Here is a 20,467-nt window from a genome sequence, read left to right as displayed (position 1 = left end):
GCTTATGTTTGGATGAGAGAAGCCAAACATAAGCTTTAGCGCTAACCTATTACTTCCGTTTACGCTTTGTTCTTGTTCCTAAAATACGTTTTTTGTCTCTTTGCTTCTTAGACTTACCAGAATTACGGCGAGTGTCTTTAGGCTCTTTGGTTAAATCAGGTTCATAGCCTGGTAGCCATTGCGGTGCAAATCGCTCATCTAGAAAAATTTCTATTTCTTCTAGTAGCCACTGCTCATCAATACTCACAAGCGAAATGGCTTGGCCGTTTTGTCCAGCACGACCACTACGGCCGATACGGTGCACATAGTCTTCAGCAACATAGGGTAACTCAGCATTGAAGACATAGTTTAGCGAGTCAATGTCAATGCCACGAGCTGCTACATCCGTTGCGACCAAGACGCGAATTTCACCTGATTTGAATTGAGATAGCGCTTTGTCACGCGCGCCTTGAGACTTATCACCGTGGATCGCTGCAGTTTTAAGGCCATCCTTATTCAATTCTTTTGCGTAGCTATCAGCACTATTTTTTGTGCGAGTAAACACCAGTACCTGATGCCAATTATTTTTGCCAATCAAGTGGGAGATCAATTCACGTTTGCGATCTTCGTCTACCGAATAGAAAGTTTGCGTAACTGTACTTGCGGTGCTGTTCTGGGATTCAACACCTACTCGCTTAGGGTCGTTCAACCAAGGCTTTACTTGGGATAACACAGCATCGTCAACCGTAGCTGAAAATAGCAACGTTTGACGCTTAAGCGGCATAGTACGCATGATCCGCTTAATTTCCCCCATAAACCCCATATCTAACATGCGATCAGCTTCATCGAAGACCAGGTGTTGAATATTTTTGAGTGTTAATGTGCCTTTGATTAGGTGATCAAGTAAACGCCCAGGTGTCGCCACCACTACATCTACACCCGCTCTTAAGCGCTTTTCTTGCGGGCCAATATTTGCACCGCCATATAAGCACACGACATTTAAGCTGGTGTTCACCACTAACTTTTCAGTATGCTCTGCAACCTGTTGTGCCAGCTCACGAGTCGGCGTTAGTATCAATGCCCTAACCGATTTCTCACCTTGCGCGCCGCCCATCAGCATGGAGTGCAAAATCGGCAGCATGAAGGCAGCAGTCTTACCGGTTCCAGTTTGGGCACTTGCAATTAAATCAAAACCACTGAGCAGAAGTGGAATACTCTTTTCTTGGATTGGTGTTGGTGACTCAAACCCAAGCTCAGTAATTGCGCTTAGTAGTTCGGGGTGAAGTTGTAGCTCGCTAAATGTCATTGGAGATCAGTGTCTATTACCAAAATTGTGCGGATTATAGCAAATAATTATCTAAGCACTGTAATGTTCTAATACTGATTTTTATTTAGCCAGAACAACTTCTCAGATAAGATTAATCACGCTAACGCACAATCCCCAAAAGTGATAAATAAGGAGATGTACATGTCACAAAAGCAATTGAAACTTTTAGCGGTGAGCCTAGGATTTCTCGCCATTGCGCCTTTATTTGGTTTACTTATTGCTGAACTTAGTGTTGCAGTATTAGATTGTCGGGTTGCAGAAAGTGGTCATTCTGATTGTGTTATCGGCGGTATCGATATTGGCATGCTACTGGCCATTTTATACACAGGTGGTTGGGTAAGTATGATTTCTATCCCTGTGGCAGGCTTGGCGGCTTTGGTCTGTTACGCAAAATACCGAAATGCAAACCTAAATAAAAACCAATAAAAAAGGGGCTAAATGCCCCTCTTCTCTTCACATCAATTTGATTAAATTGCTGCGTTTCTGAATTCTTTAACAAATTGCTTAACAGGCATATCATTACAACGTAAGTTGCGAACCTGTTGGTTGTTCAAACGTAAGTGATTAACGCCGTGACGTACTGCATCTAAACATAGCTCAGTTGCGGTATCTGTTTTTTCAGCGATTAGCTCAACTTTCTTTTCTTGCTTTTGCGAGCGCTTTGCCGCTTTTGCAAACTCACGAATATCTTCACCATTACAGTGGATGCTTGGTGAGAAGCGAGAAATAAATAGGCCTAGTGATGCAGCTTCTTTACGTGCTGCACTGAAACCTTGCTCTGCTGCAACAGCACATACTTTCGTCGCTGGTGATGCGTCAGCTTGAGTGAACTCAACCTGTGAAGCGAAAGCCGTTGTAGAAACCAAAGAAACAAGACCAAAGAAAGAGAGAGATTTAAGCATAATATACCCCAATTGAACGATTCGGCGCGGATTATAATTACAACGATGAATAAGTAAACAGCTAAATCATGCAATTTTGGTTATTTAATGATCTATTTACACTAAGCTAAAATCCTCGTTATCATCTCGCTAAACTTGTGCAAAATTTAACAACTGCCACCATGCTTCTCAGCTGACTAAATAAGTAATTTCACCCAAGCGCTGACCCTCTCGTTTTTAAGTGATAAACTTTGCCAAATAACAGCAAGAATCTAAAGAGCGCGCTATGAAAATTGTTTCGTTTAATATAAACGGCCTCAGAGCTAGACTGCATCAATTACAGGCATTGATTGAAAAACACCAACCTGATGTCATTGGACTGCAAGAAATTAAAGTCCATGACGAAGCTTTTCCTATCGACGATGTAGAAGCACTTGGCTACCATGTTTACTTCCATGGTCAAAAGGCGCATTACGGTGTGGCACTACTCTCCAAGAAACCTGCAAAAGCTATCCAAAAAGGCTTCGCTACGGATACTGAAGAGTCACAACGTCGCATGATCAGCGGTACGTTTGAAAGTGATTCAGGTAACGAAGTTACCGTTATGAATGGTTACTTCCCTCAAGGTGATAACATCAGCCATGAAACTAAATTTCCGTATAAAAGACAATTTTATGCAGATCTCATGACCCACTTGAATGATTTTGCCGATCCTCAATCTAACCTTGTTGTCATGGGCGATATTAATATTTCTCCACTGGATGCGGATATTGGTATTGGTGAGCAAAACCGCAAGCGTTGGTTAAAGACGGGTAAGTGCTCGTTCCAACCAGAAGAGCGCGAGTGGTTAAAAACACTGCTAGATTGGGGCTTTAAAGATACATTTAGAGTGCTGACACCTGATGCAACCGAAAAGTATTCGTGGTTTGACTACCGCTCAAAAGGGTTTGATGATAACCGTGGTCTACGCATAGATGTGGTTTTAGCAACCGCGCCATTAACTGCGAAATGTATCGAAAGTGACATAGATTACGAATTGAGAGGAATTGATAAGCCCTCAGATCACGCACCAATTTGGGCAACTTTCGACATTTAATCGTCTGCTTTTTCCGCCGAGACTGTGAATACAGTGCTCGGCATAGAGCAAAATCACCAAATTTAAAAACTGGATAGAAACGTGACGTTTATCGCTGCCCTTGGGTTATTTTTACTCAGTTTTCATCGCAAAGAATACCAGCAATTACTACAAGTACCAGCCAGACAAACCGGCGTATTAAGTTGTGCGGTTGTCCTCACGTTACTGTGGCAAATAAAGGCAGGTATTTTACCTGAACTGAACATTCATATTCTTGGAATAACCGCAGTAACGTTAATTTTAGGTTGGCGACTGGGTGCGTTGAGTGCAACTTTGGCATGCCTCGTCCATAGTTACTTTAGTACTTTTACCTTGGTGGAGTTTGGTAATTTTTGGCTGTTTACTGCACTGTTCCCTGTCTACTTAAGCTATGGACTCTTTGCCCTTTGCTATCATCATTTACCGCGGCACTTTTTCGTTTATATTTTTGTTTGTGCATTTATTTTCGCAGGTACGGTTGGCTGTTTAAAGATACTTCTAAGCGCATTCTATTATTATGCAATCGATGCCTATACTTGGTATCAGTTAGCAGACAATTATCTCCATTTTGCCGTAATAATGTGGTTCCCTGAAGCCATGTTAAATGGCATGGCTATCACCTTACTCATTACATATCGCCCACATTGGGTAAAAACTTTTTTTGATAGGGAATACTTAGACAAATGATCTCCCACTACCGCTGTCCACTGTGTAAACTGCCATTATATCAAGGCGGTGCAAGCTACAGCTGCAATAATAATCATCAATTTGATATTGCCAAAGAAGGCTATGTCAACTTACTACCCGTGCAAAATAAAAAATCAAAACAGCCGGGCGACAACCAAGAAATGGTTGCGGCGCGTCGGGCATTCTTCGAAACCGATCATTATCACTTTCTACGTGATAGACTTGCACAAATCGTCTCTGAAAAAGCGCCGACTACCCTGCTGGACTTAGGATGTGGTGAAGGCTTTTACACCCATGAAATCGCAAATCGCTGCGAGAATGCCAAAGTCTACGGGGTCGATATCGCAAAGCCTGCTGTCCGTTATGCAGCTAAACGCTATCCTCAAGTAGAGTTTAGCGTAGCCTCCATCAAAGAGGCTCCTTTTGAAAATGAATTTGCAGATGTGATTGTGAGTATTTTTGCGCCAGTGTTCGCCGAGGAACTCGCTCGCCTGTGCAAACCATCAGGCAGTTTGTATGTCATCTCACCTGGTGAACACCATCTATTCGAACTCAAGTCTCTGATTTATGACAATGTAAAACTACACAAGGCACCAGAAACACCACAAGGGTTTGAATTGGTTGAACGGACTAAATTGCAACAAACACACAGAATGGAATTTGAGTGTGTTGAACACTTAATCATGATGACGCCATTTGCATGGAAATTTAAGCAACAACACATGGATAGATTACAAAAGATGGACCATATCGAAATCACGCTCTCGTTTTTGATAAACCAATATCAGCGCAAGTAACCCAACATCAGATCACCAATTATGAGCAAATCGCTGCCTACTTGCTTGGTAGGCAGGCAAACAGGAATTACAGATTTTCTTGCGTAAACGCTTTGTCCATTTTATCGAACATATCTTTTAGCAACCGCGCTAAATCTCTGTATCTAGGCTTTCTTGAAGACATGGGCGAATCATAGCCGTTGGCAACCATCTTCTGATGCAGTTCTGTATACCAAGAATACAAAGCCGGATTTAACGGCGTTTCAGCTCTTTTACCAAGCCATAATAACCCTTGGACAGGAAGCGATAAAAAGAATAAAGCAATCGCAATGGTTTGCGGCAAATATTGAAAACCCAATTGGCTGGTCTGCAAAAACAGAGTAAACACCGCCAGCATAGGCATTGTATTTAAAGCAAGTTCTGTCGCCTTGATCACCCTAAATTCAGGGAACAACGGTGCTAGCTCCTTGCGCATAGGCCACTCTTTCGAGTATTGACGTCCAAGTTGCACTTGCGAAATAAGACTTTTTTGCATCATAACTCCTAGGTGCTAACTTTTATATAAAAAATGAGGTAAAATCGACGTCTTTACTGTCAACTATACCTTAGTCTAAATGCGTAGCTTATATGCGCTATAGCTTTAAGCTTAATACGCAATAACTGTTATTGTCAAAACGGAAAGTCATTATGTCATCTCAGCATGTTTTGGTTCTTAATTGTGGAAGCTCCAGTCTTAAGTTTGCAATCATCGATAACGCAACGGGAGAGGAGATATTATCAGGTCTGGCTGAACGCCTAGCTGAACAATCACCACAAATTAAATATAAGTTCCAAGGCAACAAGGAAATCGTGCCCCTAAATAGTGGTGATGCGCACCAAGTTGCGATCACAACGCTTGTAAAACTTATCAAAGATCTCGCGTTAGACGCAAATCTTGTTGCTGTCGGCCACCGCGTGGTACACGGCGGTGAGCGCTTTACACAATCTGTCATTATCGATGACTCCGTTATAAATGCTATCCAAGAAACGGCTAGTCTGGCGCCTTTACATAATCCAGCTAACCTACTTGGGATCCGCGCAGCCCAAGCCGCATTTGCGCATCTACCGCAAATTGCTGTCTTTGATACGGCTTTCCATCAAAGTATGGATCAAACAGCGTACCTTTATGCCCTACCTTATTCACTATATCGTGAACATGGTGTTAGACGTTACGGTTTCCACGGTACCAGCCATGCTTATGTATCGGCGCAAGCCATCGAGATTTTAGGCTTAAAAGATAAGCCATCGCGTATTATTACCGCACACTTAGGCAATGGTTGTTCCGTTACCGCGATTAAAGACGGTAAATCGGTGGACACCAGCATGGGCTTAACACCATTAGAGGGGCTAGTGATGGGCACCCGAAGTGGTGATATTGATCCGGGCTTGTTCTCGTTTTTAGTTAATCACCTTAACTATTCAACACAGCAAATTGACACTTTGTTGAATAAACAAAGTGGCCTTTTAGGTATTAGTGAGCTTTCTAACGATTGCCGAACTATCGAAGAAGCTGCGCAGGAAAACCACCCTCAAGCAACACTGGCGCTTGATATTTTCTGTTATCGTTTAACCAAACAAATTGCTAGCTTCTTGGTACCACTAAACGGTTTAGATGCACTTGTATTCACTGGCGGAATTGGCGAAAACTCTGACGTTATCCGTGAAAAAGTAGTGAACCAACTTAACTTCCTTGGCATGCACATCAATAAAGAGCGTAACCTCAACGCACGCTTCGGTAACCAAGGGGTGATCACTGATGAGTCTCACTCCCCTGTCGCTATGGTCATCCCAACCAACGAAGAATGGGTGATTGCCAACGATGCAGCCACGCTTGCTAAAGGAGTGTAATGATGGGTCGTCGTATTATGCTTATTCCTATTTCAACGGGCGTTGGGTTGACGTCGGTGTCTGTAGGAATAGTCCGAGCACTGGAACAAAAAGCAGTAAAAGTAAACTTCTTTAAGCCAATCGCACAACCTCGTAAAGATGAAGTCGGCCCCGAGAAGTCAACACTCATCGTTCAGCAAGGTTCTACCATTGCCCCACCCACGCCGTTTGAGCTGAGCTACGCTGAGCAAATGATAGGTGATGGTAAAGGCGATGACCTGTTAGAAGAAATTGTGGAGCGCTTTGAAGGCACAGTACAAGATGATGAAGTTGCCATAATTGAAGGAATGGTTCCTACCCGTCGTCAACCTTACGCTGGCCGTGTAAACCGCGAAATTGCGCAAACATTAGGTGCAGATATCGTGTTTGTCTTAACGCCGGGTAATGACTCTATCGACGAGCTTGAAGACCGCTTAGAGATTGCTGCTGGCAATTATGGCGGTGTAAACCACCCTCGCGTATTGGGTTGTATTTTCAATAAAGTGAATGCACCGCTGGATGAAGATGGCAGAGCGCGCGCCGATCTGGTTGATCAATACAAACCAGAAGAGCTTGAAAATGAAATGAATCGTTTGGCATCGCTGCCTATTTTCAGAAAGCACCCATTTCAACTTTTAGGTGCCATTCCATGGGACTTTGACTTAGTAGCGCCGCGAGTTATCGACTTAAGTAATTATTTAAAAGCCGAAATCATCAATGCGGGTGACATGGAGCACCGTCGTCTGCGCCGTGTTACCTTCTGTGCAAGAACAGTATCGAACATTCTTAACCACTTCACACCAGGCGCCCTGTTGGTTACTCCTGGCGATCGGTCGGATATCTTAGTCGCTGCATGTTTGTCGGCCATGAATGGCACCAAGATTGGCGCCATCTTGTTAACTGGTGGATTCAAACCAGAAGAGAAGATCATGACCTTATGTGAGCAAGCGATGGATACCGGTCTGCCTATCCTTGCTACTGAGGCCGATACTTGGCGCACTTCTTTGCTATTACACAATTTCAATATGGAAGTGCCAAGCGATGACGAGCAGCGCATCGAGCGCGTAAAGCAGCATAACGCCCGTCACATCGATAGCGAATGGCTGGAAAGTTTGGCCAAAGGGGTCGCGAAAACCCGCAAACTCTCGCCTCCTGCGTTTCGTTACCTACTGACTGATTTAGCTAGACGAGCAAGCAAAACTATTGTGCTGCCTGAAGGTAATGAGCCGAGAACGATTAAGGCGGCTGCTATCTGTGGTGCGCGAAATATCGCTAAAACCGTACTGCTTGGAGACAGAGAAGAAATTGAGCGTATCGCCCAGCAACAAGGTGTTGAGCTGAATGAAAACGTGACTATCTTATCTCCTGAAGAAGAGCTGCAAAAGTACATTGCGCCTATGGTTGAGCTACGTAAAAACAAAGGCCTAACCGAGGTTGTTGCGGCAGAGCAACTGCAAGATAACGTCGTGCTCGGCACCATGATGTTAGCCGAAGGCCAAGTTGATGGCTTAGTATCTGGTGCGGTAAATACCACCGCCAATACTATTCGCCCACCACTGCAGTTAATCAAAACGGCACCAGGCGCGTCGTTGGTAAGCTCAGTATTTTTCATGTTGCTACCGGACCAAGTGTTAGTATACGGCGACTGCGCAATTAACCCAGATCCAACGGCAGAGCAGTTAGCAGATATTGCAATTCAATCTGCAGATTCCGCTGCAGCATTCGGCATTGAGCCTCGCGTTGCCATGATCAGTTACAGCACAGGAACATCAGGACAAGGTGCAGATGTAGAAAAAGTCCGTGAAGCTACCGAGATCGCACAAAAGAAACGCCCTGATCTCGATATTGACGGGCCGCTGCAATACGATGCTGCCATTATGGAAAATGTCGCACGTAAAAAAGCGCCAAACAGCAAAGTCGCTGGTAAGGCAACGGTATTTGTCTTCCCAGATTTAAATACAGGTAACACCACATACAAGGCGGTGCAGCGAAGTGCTGAACTTGTCAGCATCGGACCTATGTTACAAGGTATGCGTAAGCCGGTTAACGACCTAAGCCGCGGGGCTTTGGTTGATGACATCGTGTACACCATTGCCTTGACAGCTATTCAGGCAACACAAATCGAAGAATAATCTTTATCCCAAGGGTTCAATACATGAGCCCTTTTCTTTATCACATCACTAATCCTCTAGAATTCGGGCGAACCCTCTGGTCTTTAAATTGACTTCGCTATACTATGAATTATACCAATTGGTATTTTTCAAAAAACAAGGGTTGGTAATGTCAAAGCAAACGCTGCAATTGCTCAAACAAGAATTTACGATACATAGCTTGGATTGCGATGACGCTGTCCCGCAAGCTGTGTTAAACAGTAAAATCTTTTTTATTGCCAAAACAGAAGATGAACTCTCTATCGTTTGTGCGTCAGATATCGCAGTCAGTAGCCTCGCGGCTGAAAGTCATTGGAGAGCATTGGAAGTCGTTGGTCCGCTAGGGTTTTCATTAACGGGGATTATGGCTAATATTTCTGGTGTATTAGCAAAGTCCAACGTCTCTATTTTTACCTTATCAACATACGATACCGATTACATTCTGGTAAAAGAAAGCCAAATCCAGCAAGCGATGCAAGCACTTAAAAAAGATGGATATTTATTACTTTGATTGAACTCTCACCACCAATCCAATATCGGCCAATATCCCAAATCGCAAACCCGATTGCGCACATTCCAAGTCCTTTTTCCGGCAAAGTCTTACCGCTAAGTACGCATCCAAACGCGGCGATTGCGTCTGGTATGTTAGGAATAGGCGTTTGCGTACAAATGCGCGTGCCTTTGTTGCTATCTCCTTGTAACGGAAAACTAATCCAGATCAGAAAAAATAACTGCGAATACATTCTACACGCCAATAACGGCTTAAAAATGTTACTGAGCTTAGAGGTCGGCAATGAGTTTGCCAAACCCGAATATCTCAAAGCAAACAGCTTTGGCAAAACCACGATAAAGCTTGGAGAGCCGCTATGCTTTTTTGATATTCCACTCAGTGAAGCAAAAACCATGGCAGCCATTGTGCTACTCAATGCACAAAAGCTTGGTGCGTGTTATTATCCTTTAAAACAAGTATCTGCGGCCAAAGAGCCGATAATCACAATTGCAAGGGCGTGTGCTTTATGACAACCACCATGTATGGGATCAGCAACTGCGATACCATTAAAAAAGCCAAAAAATATCTACAAGACAACAATATCGAATTTACTTTTCATGACTATCGTAAAGATGGATTAGACGAAGCTCTACTCACTGCTTTTATTGACCAACTTGGCTGGGAAAACGTGTTAAACAAACGCGGAACCACTTATCGAGCCCTTAGCGAAGAACAAAAACAAAATCTCGACGCGCAGTCAGCGAAGCAACACCTTTTGGCAGCACCAGCCATGATAAAACGCCCTATTTTGCAGTACCAAGGTCAATATCACTTGGGTTTTAAAGCTGCACAGTATGATGAGATTTTTGCCTAATGAGCGAAGTAGTTAAGCTCGCTCAAGCTCTGATCCAAAGGGCTTCTGTTACACCTGATGATGCTGGCTGCCAACAATTAATGAATGAACGTTTGGCAAAGCTTGGCTTTACCATCGAAGAACACTTCTTTGTTGATACGCTCAATACGTGGGCACGAAAAGGCGACAGTGGACCACATTTTTGCTTTGCTGGACACACAGATGTAGTACCGGTTGGCGACGAGAGTCAATGGCAACACCCGCCATTTGCTGCTGTGATTGAAAATGACATGTTACATGGCCGTGGAGCTGCTGACATGAAAGGCTCACTTGCAGCTATGGTCGTAGCAACGGAAAGATTTATCGAAAAACACCCCAACCACAAAGGGTCATTGTCTTTTTTGATAACCTCTGATGAGGAAGGCCCTTTCGTGAACGGCACAACTCGAGTTGTAGATTTATTAGAAGCCCGAAACGAAAAAATTGATATGTGCTTAGTCGGTGAACCTTCATCACGTCATGAACTTGGTGACGTCGTAAAAAATGGTCGTCGCGGTTCACTTACCGGACACCTAAAAGTGATTGGAAAACAAGGTCACGTAGCCTACCCTCATCTCGCTAAAAACCCCATCCACTTATCTGCGGCGGCGATTGCTGAACTCAGTCAGACCGAGTGGGATCAAGGGAATGCATTTTTCCCCGCAACAAGCTTTCAAGTTTCCAATATCAATGGCGGAACAGGGGCTGGCAATGTGATACCGGGCTCTTTGCAAGTACAGTTTAACTTTCGCTTTAGCACCGAAGTTACAGCCGATGAGCTCAAACAACGTGTTATTACTATTCTAGACAAGCATCAACTTGATTATGAACTTAATTGGATACTGAATGGCCTACCGTTTTTAACAGAGCCAGGTCCATTGCTCGATGTGACGATTGCAGCCATCAAAGAAGTGACGGGAAGGCAAACCACACCGGAGACTTCAGGTGGCACGTCGGATGGTCGATTTATTGCCCAAACGGGATGTAAGGTGATTGAGCTTGGCCCAATTAATGCCACAATCCATCAAGTCGATGAATGTGTGAGTTGCAAAGACCTAGATCAATTAGCCTTAGTCTATGAAAAGATCTTGGAGAAGTTACTTGCCTAGCCGCTATATGCTTACAAGCGCTGAATGTAGCGCTTGTGGCGTCAACGAATCACATCTTGCTTTTTACCAGGGCCGCCATGTGCATAGCGCAATCGTTTCTGATCTCAACGCCCTCTCACAAGCTGCAAAAAAGGCCGGTTTTGAGTTCTACATGGCGTCCGCATATCGAGGATTTGAAAGGCAAAAAGCGATTTGGAATAGCAAGTTTGCGATGCGCCGTCCTGTTTTTGATATCACTAACCAAGAGATAGAGCTGAGTAATCTCTCAGACATCGACAAAGTAAAAGCAATTATGTTGTTCTCCGCCCTACCCGGTGCAAGTCGCCACCATTTGGGCACTGATTTAGATGTGTTCGCCAAAAACCTCGTACCGACAGGACAATCACTACAACTAGAACCATGGGAATACCAGCAAAATGGACATCAGCACGAATTTTCGCTGTGGCTTGACGCGCATTTAGCAACTTTTGGTTTCTACCGGCCTTATGATCGTTATCGAGGGGGAGTTGCCGAAGAACCTTGGCATATTAGCCACCAGCTAACGGCATCAAAGCTTGCCACGCTGCAATCCGTTGACGCAATTGATGCCGTGCTTAAACGCAGCGATATCAAAGGTAAAGACGCAATACTGGCGGATCTCAGCGCACTACATCAGCAATTTATCACCAATGTAGCGCAGCCATAACGACTGATCCGAGCTTAAGTTACTTAGACTAGGGTCTGTTGATCTTTCAAGTTTGTTTTTGCAGCAGTTTGATTGGTATTTATACAAGGCAGAGCCAGCGTAGCATAGTCATTCTATGTAACCTGAGGTTTGGATAAGGAATGTTCCAACTCATTGTTGCTAAAGCACAACTTAGTTTTTTCCTTGTCTAGCCAGCAAGTTTTAGGGAAAACAAGGCGAATTTACGCACCAATAGCTGGCTATTGGAAGTGAATTCAACGCAGTTAGCGCTAAAACTGGCTGCTAGAAAGGCATTAATTATCCGCAGCTCAGGTTATGTAAGTCTGGCTATAAAGACTTTGTGCTCCTGCAAAGTCACCTTACCCCACATCCTTGTGGGGCAACACAGAAGAAATGCTAATCAAGCGCTGCCCTTTGGGTTCATCTGAGTGCGCTTTGTTCATTGTTGCTCAACTTTTGCCTAGATTACTAGGCGGCAAGTCGAGCGTCGCGACCAAAACACACTCAGAAGAACAAAAATCAAACAGCAAAGTTCAACAGGCCCTAGAAACGAAAGGTTATTTGTTTTTGTCGTGGATAGCGTCAAGCCTAGCCAGTAGACTTGAGGTATCAAAACGGTTGCCGCCAAGCGCTTGAACATCCGCATAATATTGATCCACTAAAGCTGTAAGCGCCAAATTTGCGCCGTTACTTCTTGACTCGTCTAGTGCAATGCCTAAATCTTTTCTCATCCAATCGACTGCAAAACCAAAGTCATATTCGCCTGCCAACATGGTTTTATAACGATTCTCCATTTGCCAAGAGCCAGCTGCACCCTTAGCAATCGTTTCAATTACCTTTTCACCATCAAGACCCGCCTTTTTAGCAAAGTGTAAGCCTTCTGCGAGCCCCTGTACCACACCTGCGATACAAATCTGATTGACCATTTTACAAAGCTGCCCAGCACCCACTTCTCCAATTAATTGGCTAAAGCGAGCAAACGCGGCCATGATTGGTTGTGCTTTTTCAAACGTACTTTCGCCTCCTCCAACCATCACCGTTAACACGCCATTTTCTGCACCAGCCTGACCGCCAGATACAGGGGCATCTAAGAATTCAACTTGTAATTTTCTGGCTTCTTGCGCTATTTCACGGGCAACTTTTGCAGATGTTGTCGTATGGTCAACTATCACCGCTCCCGGCTTTACCCCCGCTAACACACCACTCTCGCCATATACGACTGAGCGTAAATCGTCATCATTGCCAACACACATAAACACAAAATCACAGTCAGTCGCTGCATCTTTAGGTGTAACTGCAAAGTTGCCAGCATACTCAGCGGCCCATTTTTCGGCTTTGCTGGTGGTACGATTGTATACCGTGACTTGGTAACCCGCCTTTTGCAAATGCCCAGCCATTGGATACCCCATGACGCCTAATCCTATAAATGCGACTTTCACTGACATATTTCTGTCCTATTTCGTTGTTATCTTAATAAGAATGGAGTTTTTATACCCGACCACCTCTGTCATAGCAAATGAAAAAACCGCTTTGATACCGAATAACATGAATAAATCACACGGAGCCTGAAAGGATGGAGAATATTTATCGTTTTAGTGCACAACTTATTGATGGCCAAGTTTTGCCATTACAGTCTTTAGCGGGAAGACCGCTATTGATCGTTAACATTGCGAGCAAATGTAGCTTTGCTCCGCAACTGTCTGCACTTGAAAAGCTATACAGCAAATACAAACCTTTTGGATTTGAGGTATTGGCCTTTCCTTGTAATCAGTTCGGTCGCAATGAACCACTTGAAGATGAAATGCTTAAAGAGTTTTACAATACACATTTCAATTTAAGCTTTAAGATCTGTACTAAAACACAAGTCAACGGACCTGATGCACATCCATTATTTAGCTATTTAAAATCTCACACCCGTGGTATCGCGCAAAACCGCGCAATTAAATGGAATTTTACCAAGTTTCTAATAAACTCTGAAGGCATGCTAGTATCAAGATATGCCCCAAGAACAAAACCAGAAACGCTTAAGTCAGTGATAGAGAGCCACATTAATCATGAGAATCGCCCTATTCAGTTCGCAAAACTATGAAGTGCCGTTTTTTGAGCAAGCCGTAAATACCTACTCAGAACTTGAAATAAGTTTTATTAGTGAGTCACTCAATGAAAAAACGGTTTCGCTGTGTCAGCACTATGACGCGGTTTGTGTATTTGTAAACGATACTGTAAATGCACAAGTGATTGATAAACTGGCTGACTATGACGTTAAAACCATCGCCCTACGCTGCGCAGGTTTCAATAATGTTGATATTCAACAGGCAAAACAGCGTGACATAAAGGTTGTCCGTGTCCCAGCCTACAGCCCAGAAGCGGTTGCAGAACACTGTATCGCGTTGATGCTAACGCTCAGCCGCAAGACACATAAGGCCTACAATCGAGTTCGAGAAGATAATTTTGATCTCAACGGCTTACTCGGTTTTAATATTTACAATAAAACGGTTGGTATCATCGGCTGTGGCAAAATTGGCCAAGCCTTAGTCAGTATCTTAAACGGCTTTGGTGCCAATGTGCTGGTTTATGACCCAAACATTGGAGAAGGTCCCTATACTTTGGTCTCTCTAGATATCTTACTAGCACAATCGGATATTATTAGCCTGCACTGTCCGCTTAATGAATATACCCATCATATTATTGATGATGCTGCGTTTGCCAAAATGAAAGCGGGTGTGATGCTTATTAACACCAGTAGGGGTGCCCTGTTAGATAGCAAAGCCTGTATCGCCGCGCTCAAGTCTAAACGCCTCGGTTACCTCGGCTTAGACGTGTATGAGCAAGAGTCAGAGCTATTTTTTAAAAACCACAGTGAAGAGATAATTCAAGACGATGTTTTCTCGCGTTTGGTTAGCTTTCCCAATGTACTAGTTACAGGGCATCAAGGCTTCTTTACCAAAGAAGCGCTAAAACAAATTGCAACAATAACCTGTGAAAACCTCGCCGCAGCAAGACTGGAAAAGCCGTTGATAAACCAAGTAGTCTGATTTCAGAACCAAAAAAAAGAGCATATCAATCATGATGTGCTCTTTTGGTTACTTCAAAGTCGGGGGAAGTAATTTGATTTATGCTTTACTCTTCAATTCAGCCGTAACCTGAGCTAAACCTACTTCTGAAATTCTCATCGTGATCTCTTTTTGCTTAGCACTCAATAAAGAAATACCTTCAGCAACCATATCATATACCTTCCAGTCTCCATCTTTGCTTTGACGAAACTTAAAATGCATGTCTATATCTGGTTTTGACTGCTCTCTTATTACCACCTTAACCGTCGCAAAATCAGCACCATCAGAAACCGGTAACTCTTCAAACAATACGTCTTGGCCTTTGTACTGTAAAAGTGCATTAGCGTAGGTAGATACAAGATAGTTATCAACCGCACCAATAAACTCGATGGCTTCGTCTCTTTTTAGCCCTTTAATATGTTTACCAAGCAATTTAAAAGATACAAACTTCACATCGATGTGTGGCATCAAGCGACTACGTACTATGCCCTTCATCTGAGTTTCAGTTGCCTTGCCATCTTGATTAACCGTTTTTATATCAGCAAATAGCTTATCGCCAACTTGGTTAATTAATTCATAAGGTGTGTCATTCGCAAACGCGACACCTGAGAAGATGAGAAAACTGAAAATAACAAGTAACTTTTTCATTGTTTAATCCTTATTAAACTGATGACACTAGTCTATCCAATTTGACGAGTGCAAATAAACATATCAATTCGCACCAAATTGATGCCCCTCTGACATCAATTAACGCAATGTAAAATTTTGCCTTGCGATGACAATGACTCTTTATGAAGTCGTAAAGAAAAGACGTATTCCCTTCATGGCGAGGCCTGTAGGGAAGTATACGGTGTTCAAGCGATGAAAAATGTCAGAAATTGTATCAATTTATTTGGACGCTGAGCCTAGCGAATGAAGCCAAGCCCAGTATTATTGCATAAAGGGGATAAGTTATTGTTGCTAGTGGGGACTACAGTTTCATATCTGCCGCAAAAAACGTGATGTTATCGTTGCTTTCTAGCTTTTTCAGCGTTTCAATTATCGCATCATGCTGCGGTGAAATTGATTCAAGTTGCTGCAAAGTAATTTCATTTTTTTCAAGCTTTTCAGCCAGGGTATTTCCGATGAATGCCATTCTCTGCTGCGCACAAACACTATTGGAAAGCCAACTACCACACAAAGAAACGATGCCTATGTTTGGCGCTTTCTTCATTAAGACGTGTTGCTCAATAGCAGGTAATCCCGCTAAGCAACTTACTCGACCACAAAATATCAAATGCGAAATCAATTGTTGGGTATGTGTTCCTGTTAAATCTAGTGCGCCTTGCACCTCTGCTGCACCAAAATGAAGCTGCATGGCATCGGCTAAGCCAGCGAAATCAGACTGGGTATACACGAGATCCGCACCTAGCTTTTCAAGCAGCTTTTTATATTTTGACTCGGAACATGCCGCCACCCCAAGCCCAACTTGTTTGGCAAATTGTATTGCCATTTGGCCAACTGGATGATGAGCAGATTCGATTAAAACCGTATCCCCTGCATTTAATTGCAGCTTGAATAGCCCTATTAATGCACACATTGCCGGTGCAATTGAAGCGGCAGCCAACTTTCCATCAACATTTTCTGGTAGTACAGTAAGTGCGTGACTTGGCACCAAGGCAAATTCACTCATCGTGCCTTGCTCTCGAATGTCACCATGCCAAAAAACCCGTGTACCAGGCTCTGGGAATCCCGTTTTACATGCTTTTTCCACAACACCCACAGCGTCAACACCAAACACTCTATTCGGTGTTTCTTCACAGGGACAATTGGCCACTTTGGTATCGATAAAGCTTAAACCAACGTATTCAACTTTGACCAAGACTTGATCATCGGTTGCCTCAGGTAAATTAATTTCTCCCTGCTCGAAGGTAAGTCCATTTGTGTGATTGAATCGGACTGCTTTCATCATATGCCTTTGCGTTATGTTAAAAATAAAGTAGTGAGACTAAATTCATTAAACCATTGTTAGCATTTTGCCACAACTTTATTAGTGTAAATATGCTCCTCGCAATTCCAATTGTTTAGTGTCACAATGGCATCAGTCTTAGTGAACTTTCTCGCATTATGGATATTAGCAGCAGATTATTAATCTTTTTAGACGTTGTGGAACGTGGTTCCTTTGCCAGTGCCGCACAACTGAGAAATATCGATCGTTCTGTCATTTCTAAGCAGATGACCAAGCTGGAAGAAGAACTCGGTGTAAGATTAATGAATCGTACAACTCGTTCCTTCTCGCTCACCTCTGCAGGTTCCGAAATGGTAAAAAAAGCAGAAGAGCTAAGGCTGCTACTAAACGACACTCAGCGCATCGCACAGAATTATCACACCGAGCCTAAAGGTTTGCTTAAAATTGCCAGCTCTACAGTGGTAGGTCGACGCTATGTACAACCTGTTATCAATGACTTTCAAAAACGTTTTCCTCATGTTGAGGTTGAGCTTAGGCTTGAAGACAGGCTCGTGGACTTAGTGGGTGAAGGTTTTGATTTAGCTTTTCGTGTCGGCGAGCCTAAAGATTCATCGCTTATCGCCCGCAGAATTGCACGCAATCGATTACTCATATTAGCAAGCCCAACGTTCTTAAAAACCCATGGCACGCCAAATTCGCTTGAGGAACTCAGCGAATTACCTGCAGCAACCTACGCCAGTGATGCATTAAGGTTTACCAGTATCACCTATCAAGACGAGCAAGGCATCGAACAGCAAATGCCTGTAAAGAGTATCTTCAGAACCAACGACGGAGATACATTGATGGAAAGTGTGCTATCTGGTACTTGTTATATTGTTGCACCAGCCTTTCTAGTCGGTAAAGAAATTACTGAAGGCAAATTACAACCGATTTTAACTAACACAAAACTGGTCGATTTTGCTGCTATGTATGCGCTCTACCCCCACCGCGACTTGCCTGTTAGAACAAGGCTCTTTTTAGATGCATTCAGGGCATATATCGGTGAAGAGACCCCAATATGGGAAACTGAGATCCCAGGGTTTGAACAAATGTACGGCTTTATCCCACCTAAACCCATGTTAACTTTCTAGTCGACAGCAATTTATTCGTATATCTGGGTATCAAGCTTTTAGCAGAAAAGGATTATTGACCTCAACCGTCTAACCTTTTCATCGCGCCTCTCACCATATTCTGGGAATTAATCCACTTTACGCATTCGCTTAGCGAGAGAGGTTCACATATCTGAAAGCCCTGAATATAAGGACAGTCTAAGCTATATAAATACTGCAAGCAGGCATCGCTTTCAACACCCTCGGCAACAATACTGCAGTTCAATTTACGCGCTAAAAACATGCTGGTTTCTACTATGGCTTGATCTTTTTCACTTTCATGACTTAGCCTTACAAACGAGCCGTCTATTTTAATCTGCGAAATTGGTAACTCTTTTAGAATAGAAAATGAAGAAAAGCCAGTCCCAAAATCATCAATACTCACTGCAAATCCCATATCTATTAATGTTTCAATTAGGCTTCTCGCTTTTTCCACTTCTTCCATCACGGTACTTTCTGTAAGCTCAAATACTATATGAGTTGGATCGACTCGATGAGTATCTAGCAGCATGGCAAGAGTATTAATTAGATTTTGTTCAGCAAAATCTTGGCAGGAAAGATTGATATGCACAACCAACTTGTCATCTATTTCAATCAATATTGCGAGGTCTTGGAATACACGGTTAATCACAAACGCACTCAATTGCCTGATCAAATTATTGCGCTCCGCTAACTCAATAAACTGATCTGGCATTATCATTGTGCCGTCGGACTGAGGCCACCTTAATAGCGCTTCTACTCCATGAATATCACCGCTTTGAGAACACACTATCGGTTGATAATAGAGCGTCAGTTCACCTCGGGCGAGCGCAACTTTGAGGTTAGCCAACAGTTGGAATTCAGCCTCAATTCCCTCATGGAGCTCTTCATCGAAGATGACGATGCTTTGACGGCTATGTTTAGCCGAATACATGGCAATATCAGCTTGTTTCAAAAGGTCAAACACATCAAGTTGGCGCGATTTAGTCCATAAGCTTGCTCCTGCACTATACGTCACGTCCAACTGCAACTCTTCAATTTCTATACCTGACTTTAATTCGCTCAGCAGTGCATTATTTTGAGAGTAAATACAATTTACGTCTGTCACGTCCATCAGGATGATAAATTCATCGCCGCCCATGCGATATAACTTGCTACGAGGAAGCAGTGCTGCGCGCATTTTGTAGGCAAGTTCCACCAGCAATTTATCACCAAAGAAGTGCCCTTTTGCATCATTGATCTGTTTAAAATTATTCAAATCAACCAAGATAACACTAAAGTCGAGCTGCTGATGTTTACGTTCATTAATGGCATCAATGCAGCGCTGACGATTCTCCAAATCCGTTAAAAAATCATGTTCAGCGTTATATTTGGCCTGCGTTGCAATTTCATTTAATTCTTGCAGGCTAGTTAGACTTAAACAATTCACCACAAAAACAAAAATGGAGCCAAGAAACAGGATTAAACTCAAGCCTTGCTCAATAAAACTAGCGCTATTGTGATCGTACAGGAAGTAGGCAAAGCTCAAGTATCCGAGTTCAAACAGAGCCATAAGAATTAACAACACTCGCCACCCGACCGACGAGGTTAATCGACATATTTTAAAGGCCGGAGAAAAAGCTAATCCCATGATAAAGCTGCCAGCTAATACTAATATAAGTGCAATCAAAGGAATCGTCGTGGATGGAATACAATGGTTAGAGTATAGATTATAAATATGCCCTTGCTCGGGACAGGCTAAATTATTCAACAATTGGCAGGGAATATAGTAGCGGACTTGACAGCCCGCTCACATAAACCGATTGGCCTTGATTAACAGTTAGTCTGCACTTTTTAGAATTCGGTAAAGTTGATCTTTTAACCACAGTCTCTTTTTCTTCAGTGATTCAAGATACTCATCACTTGAGTGCTCTACACCGTCTTCAATTCGAATAACTTCATTGTCTACTTCATGGTAATCTTTAAAGAGTTTTGAGAAATGTCCATCAGACAGTTTTAATTCGTGAATTCTGTCTTTAAACTCTGGCAGTTCTTTAGCTAGGCTGTGGCGTTCAATATTCATCGTTTTATTCCCATAATTAGCTAGGTAATCTGAGTTTGGGTACAAACCTCAGATTAAGGCTGAAAATGCATTTGAGTTTAGAGTAGACCCAATCAATGCGCCGTTAGTGACAGTGATTTCGAATACATTTTTTGAAGTTACTGTCTGATTGGGTCTGTTTCCATAGTACGCTGCTACCTTCCTTGAGTATTGATCTAACGCAAATCACATTCAGTTATAAACAATCAGAGTTTTTGTCGTTTCTTTATACTGTTCGAGATATAAAATCGAGGACCTTTGACC

The 20,467-nt window shown here is 43.0% G+C and carries 23 protein-coding genes; 15 read left to right on the top strand and 8 right to left on the bottom strand.

Going from position 1 to position 20,467, the window contains the following annotated elements; translation table 11 throughout:
* Positions 1-49 precede the first annotated feature (49 nt).
* Positions 50-1,285 (bottom strand): DEAD/DEAH box helicase, encoded by a 1,236-nt coding sequence (locus tag NH462_RS06465; protein ID WP_253104943.1) that lies wholly within the window; start codon positions 1,283-1,285, stop codon positions 50-52.
* 162 nt (positions 1,286-1,447) lie between these two features.
* Here NH462_RS06465 and NH462_RS06460 point away from each other — a divergent pair, with 162 nt between their 5' ends.
* Complete coding sequence (locus NH462_RS06460; RefSeq protein WP_010373926.1) at positions 1,448-1,732, top strand: hypothetical protein; 285 nt, start codon at positions 1,448-1,450, stop codon at positions 1,730-1,732.
* Positions 1,733-1,773: 41 nt separating this feature from the next.
* Here the strand turns inward: NH462_RS06460 and NH462_RS06455 are convergent, their stop codons facing one another.
* The gene (locus NH462_RS06455; RefSeq protein WP_010373924.1) at positions 1,774-2,208 is read right to left on the bottom strand and encodes a hypothetical protein; all 435 of its coding nucleotides are present in this window, start codon (positions 2,206-2,208) and stop codon (positions 1,774-1,776) included.
* Between the two features lie 265 nt (positions 2,209-2,473).
* Between NH462_RS06455 and xthA the strand changes: the two genes are divergently transcribed.
* The 3 genes from xthA (at position 2,474) to rlmA (ending at position 4,785) form a co-directional block, all read left to right on the top strand.
* On the top strand, positions 2,474-3,283 hold the full coding sequence (gene xthA, locus NH462_RS06450; protein ID WP_010373922.1) for an exodeoxyribonuclease III: 810 nt from the start codon (positions 2,474-2,476) through the stop codon (positions 3,281-3,283).
* 81 nt (positions 3,284-3,364) lie between these two features.
* On the top strand, positions 3,365-3,988 hold the full coding sequence (locus NH462_RS06445) for an energy-coupling factor ABC transporter permease (protein ID WP_010373920.1): 624 nt from the start codon (positions 3,365-3,367) through the stop codon (positions 3,986-3,988).
* Positions 3,985-4,785, top strand: a complete 801-nt coding sequence (gene rlmA / locus NH462_RS06440; RefSeq protein WP_010373918.1) for a 23S rRNA (guanine(745)-N(1))-methyltransferase — start codon at positions 3,985-3,987, stop codon at positions 4,783-4,785. Before NH462_RS06445 ends, rlmA begins: the two co-directional genes overlap by 4 nt.
* A 67-nt stretch (positions 4,786-4,852) precedes the next feature.
* Here rlmA and yfbV read toward each other — a convergent pair whose 3' ends face one another.
* Positions 4,853-5,299 carry a terminus macrodomain insulation protein YfbV gene (gene yfbV, locus NH462_RS06435; protein ID WP_253104940.1) on the bottom strand — a complete coding sequence of 149 codons (447 nt, stop codon included), beginning with the start codon at positions 5,297-5,299 and terminating at the stop codon, positions 4,853-4,855.
* Positions 5,300-5,451: 152 nt separating this feature from the next.
* On the opposite strand from yfbV, the gene NH462_RS06430 reads away from it, so the two are divergent.
* The 8 genes from NH462_RS06430 (at position 5,452) to NH462_RS23005 (ending at position 12,631) form a co-directional block, all read left to right on the top strand.
* On the top strand, positions 5,452-6,651 hold the full coding sequence (locus tag NH462_RS06430; RefSeq protein ID WP_017219084.1) for an acetate kinase: 1,200 nt from the start codon (positions 5,452-5,454) through the stop codon (positions 6,649-6,651).
* A gap of 2 nt (positions 6,652-6,653) precedes the next feature.
* Positions 6,654-8,801: a phosphate acetyltransferase gene (pta, locus tag NH462_RS06425; protein ID WP_026001076.1), complete on the top strand. Its 2,148-nt coding sequence runs from the start codon at positions 6,654-6,656 to the stop codon at positions 8,799-8,801.
* Between the two features lie 148 nt (positions 8,802-8,949).
* A complete protein-coding gene (locus NH462_RS06420; RefSeq protein ID WP_010373910.1) occupies positions 8,950-9,330 on the top strand; it encodes an ACT domain-containing protein in 381 nt (126 codons plus the stop codon).
* Complete coding sequence (locus tag NH462_RS06415) at positions 9,327-9,839, top strand: PTS glucose transporter subunit IIA (protein ID WP_010373908.1); 513 nt, start codon at positions 9,327-9,329, stop codon at positions 9,837-9,839. Before NH462_RS06420 ends, NH462_RS06415 begins: the two co-directional genes overlap by 4 nt.
* On the top strand, positions 9,836-10,183 hold the full coding sequence (locus NH462_RS06410) for an ArsC family reductase (RefSeq protein ID WP_010373906.1): 348 nt from the start codon (positions 9,836-9,838) through the stop codon (positions 10,181-10,183). The genes NH462_RS06415 and NH462_RS06410 overlap by 4 nt, the downstream gene beginning before the upstream one ends.
* A complete protein-coding gene (dapE, locus tag NH462_RS06405) occupies positions 10,183-11,310 on the top strand; it encodes a succinyl-diaminopimelate desuccinylase (protein WP_010373904.1) in 1,128 nt (375 codons plus the stop codon). The genes NH462_RS06410 and dapE overlap by 1 nt, the downstream gene beginning before the upstream one ends.
* Positions 11,303-11,995: a M15 family metallopeptidase gene (locus tag NH462_RS06400; protein WP_010373902.1), complete on the top strand. Its 693-nt coding sequence runs from the start codon at positions 11,303-11,305 to the stop codon at positions 11,993-11,995. Before dapE ends, NH462_RS06400 begins: the two co-directional genes overlap by 8 nt.
* Positions 11,996-12,388: 393 nt before the next feature.
* On the top strand, positions 12,389-12,631 hold the full coding sequence (locus NH462_RS23005) for a hypothetical protein (RefSeq protein WP_366033427.1): 243 nt from the start codon (positions 12,389-12,391) through the stop codon (positions 12,629-12,631).
* Here the strand turns inward: NH462_RS23005 and NH462_RS06395 are convergent.
* Positions 12,553-13,440: an NAD(P)-dependent oxidoreductase gene (locus NH462_RS06395; protein ID WP_029215781.1), complete on the bottom strand. Its 888-nt coding sequence runs from the start codon at positions 13,438-13,440 to the stop codon at positions 12,553-12,555. The two genes, NH462_RS23005 and NH462_RS06395, sit on opposite strands and share 79 nt — an antisense overlap.
* Positions 13,441-13,568: 128 nt before the next feature.
* Here NH462_RS06395 and NH462_RS06390 point away from each other — a divergent pair, with 128 nt between their 5' ends.
* Complete coding sequence (locus tag NH462_RS06390) at positions 13,569-14,084, top strand: glutathione peroxidase (RefSeq protein ID WP_010373899.1); 516 nt, start codon at positions 13,569-13,571, stop codon at positions 14,082-14,084.
* The gene (locus NH462_RS06385; RefSeq protein WP_253104937.1) at positions 14,050-15,030 is read left to right on the top strand and encodes a 2-hydroxyacid dehydrogenase; all 981 of its coding nucleotides are present in this window, start codon (positions 14,050-14,052) and stop codon (positions 15,028-15,030) included. The genes NH462_RS06390 and NH462_RS06385 overlap by 35 nt, the downstream gene beginning before the upstream one ends.
* Before the next feature lie 78 nt (positions 15,031-15,108).
* Here NH462_RS06385 and NH462_RS06380 read toward each other — a convergent pair whose 3' ends face one another.
* Positions 15,109-15,696 (bottom strand): ABC transporter substrate-binding protein, encoded by a 588-nt coding sequence (locus tag NH462_RS06380; RefSeq protein WP_010373895.1) that lies wholly within the window; start codon positions 15,694-15,696, stop codon positions 15,109-15,111.
* 322 nt (positions 15,697-16,018) lie between these two features.
* Entirely contained in the window at positions 16,019-16,999 is a 981-nt protein-coding gene (locus tag NH462_RS06375) for a zinc-binding dehydrogenase (protein ID WP_253104934.1), read from the bottom strand.
* Positions 17,000-17,154: 155 nt separating this feature from the next.
* Here NH462_RS06375 and NH462_RS06370 point away from each other — a divergent pair, with 155 nt between their 5' ends.
* Positions 17,155-18,126: a LysR substrate-binding domain-containing protein gene (locus NH462_RS06370; protein ID WP_010605058.1), complete on the top strand. Its 972-nt coding sequence runs from the start codon at positions 17,155-17,157 to the stop codon at positions 18,124-18,126.
* Positions 18,127-18,187: 61 nt separating this feature from the next.
* Here NH462_RS06370 and NH462_RS06365 read toward each other — a convergent pair whose 3' ends face one another.
* Together NH462_RS06365 and NH462_RS06360 are read right to left on the bottom strand one after the other, a co-directional pair.
* Positions 18,188-19,690 (bottom strand): bifunctional diguanylate cyclase/phosphodiesterase, encoded by a 1,503-nt coding sequence (locus tag NH462_RS06365; protein ID WP_232288107.1) that lies wholly within the window; start codon positions 19,688-19,690, stop codon positions 18,188-18,190.
* Positions 19,691-19,942: 252 nt separating this feature from the next.
* Positions 19,943-20,185, bottom strand: a complete 243-nt coding sequence (locus NH462_RS06360) for a DUF465 domain-containing protein (protein WP_010373888.1) — start codon at positions 20,183-20,185, stop codon at positions 19,943-19,945.
* Between the last annotated feature and the right edge of the window lie 282 nt (positions 20,186-20,467).

Source organism: Pseudoalteromonas sp. OANN1, from assembly GCF_024124685.1.
GTDB classification, from domain to species: domain Bacteria; phylum Pseudomonadota; class Gammaproteobacteria; order Enterobacterales; family Alteromonadaceae; genus Pseudoalteromonas; species Pseudoalteromonas piscicida.
This window is presented reverse-complemented; position numbering and strand designations above follow the sequence as displayed.

What these genes read in the sequence shown, in the direction of transcription:
- rlmA (WP_010373918.1), top strand. Translation starts at nt 3,985, where the DNA reads ATGATCTCCCACTACCGCTGTCCACTGTGTAAACTGCCATTATATCAA.
- NH462_RS06420 (WP_010373910.1), top strand. Translation starts at nt 8,950, where the DNA reads ATGTCAAAGCAAACGCTGCAATTGCTCAAACAAGAATTTACGATACAT.
- NH462_RS06360 (WP_010373888.1), bottom strand. Translation starts at nt 20,185, where the DNA reads ATGAATATTGAACGCCACAGCCTAGCTAAAGAACTGCCAGAGTTTAAA.
- yfbV (WP_253104940.1), bottom strand. Translation starts at nt 5,299, where the DNA reads ATGCAAAAAAGTCTTATTTCGCAAGTGCAACTTGGACGTCAATACTCG.
- NH462_RS06465 (WP_253104943.1), bottom strand. Translation starts at nt 1,285, where the DNA reads ATGACATTTAGCGAGCTACAACTTCACCCCGAACTACTAAGCGCAATT.
- NH462_RS06460 (WP_010373926.1), top strand. Translation starts at nt 1,448, where the DNA reads ATGTCACAAAAGCAATTGAAACTTTTAGCGGTGAGCCTAGGATTTCTC.
- dapE (WP_010373904.1), top strand. Translation starts at nt 10,183, where the DNA reads ATGAGCGAAGTAGTTAAGCTCGCTCAAGCTCTGATCCAAAGGGCTTCT.
- NH462_RS06390 (WP_010373899.1), top strand. Translation starts at nt 13,569, where the DNA reads ATGGAGAATATTTATCGTTTTAGTGCACAACTTATTGATGGCCAAGTT.
- NH462_RS06430 (WP_017219084.1), top strand. Translation starts at nt 5,452, where the DNA reads ATGTCATCTCAGCATGTTTTGGTTCTTAATTGTGGAAGCTCCAGTCTT.
- NH462_RS06395 (WP_029215781.1), bottom strand. Translation starts at nt 13,440, where the DNA reads ATGTCAGTGAAAGTCGCATTTATAGGATTAGGCGTCATGGGGTATCCA.
- NH462_RS06455 (WP_010373924.1), bottom strand. Translation starts at nt 2,208, where the DNA reads ATGCTTAAATCTCTCTCTTTCTTTGGTCTTGTTTCTTTGGTTTCTACA.
- NH462_RS06385 (WP_253104937.1), top strand. Translation starts at nt 14,050, where the DNA reads ATGAGAATCGCCCTATTCAGTTCGCAAAACTATGAAGTGCCGTTTTTT.
- NH462_RS06375 (WP_253104934.1), bottom strand. Translation starts at nt 16,999, where the DNA reads ATGATGAAAGCAGTCCGATTCAATCACACAAATGGACTTACCTTCGAG.
- NH462_RS06370 (WP_010605058.1), top strand. Translation starts at nt 17,155, where the DNA reads ATGGATATTAGCAGCAGATTATTAATCTTTTTAGACGTTGTGGAACGT.
- NH462_RS23005 (WP_366033427.1), top strand. Translation starts at nt 12,389, where the DNA reads ATGCTAATCAAGCGCTGCCCTTTGGGTTCATCTGAGTGCGCTTTGTTC.
- NH462_RS06410 (WP_010373906.1), top strand. Translation starts at nt 9,836, where the DNA reads ATGACAACCACCATGTATGGGATCAGCAACTGCGATACCATTAAAAAA.
- pta (WP_026001076.1), top strand. Translation starts at nt 6,654, where the DNA reads ATGGGTCGTCGTATTATGCTTATTCCTATTTCAACGGGCGTTGGGTTG.
- xthA (WP_010373922.1), top strand. Translation starts at nt 2,474, where the DNA reads ATGAAAATTGTTTCGTTTAATATAAACGGCCTCAGAGCTAGACTGCAT.
- NH462_RS06380 (WP_010373895.1), bottom strand. Translation starts at nt 15,696, where the DNA reads ATGAAAAAGTTACTTGTTATTTTCAGTTTTCTCATCTTCTCAGGTGTC.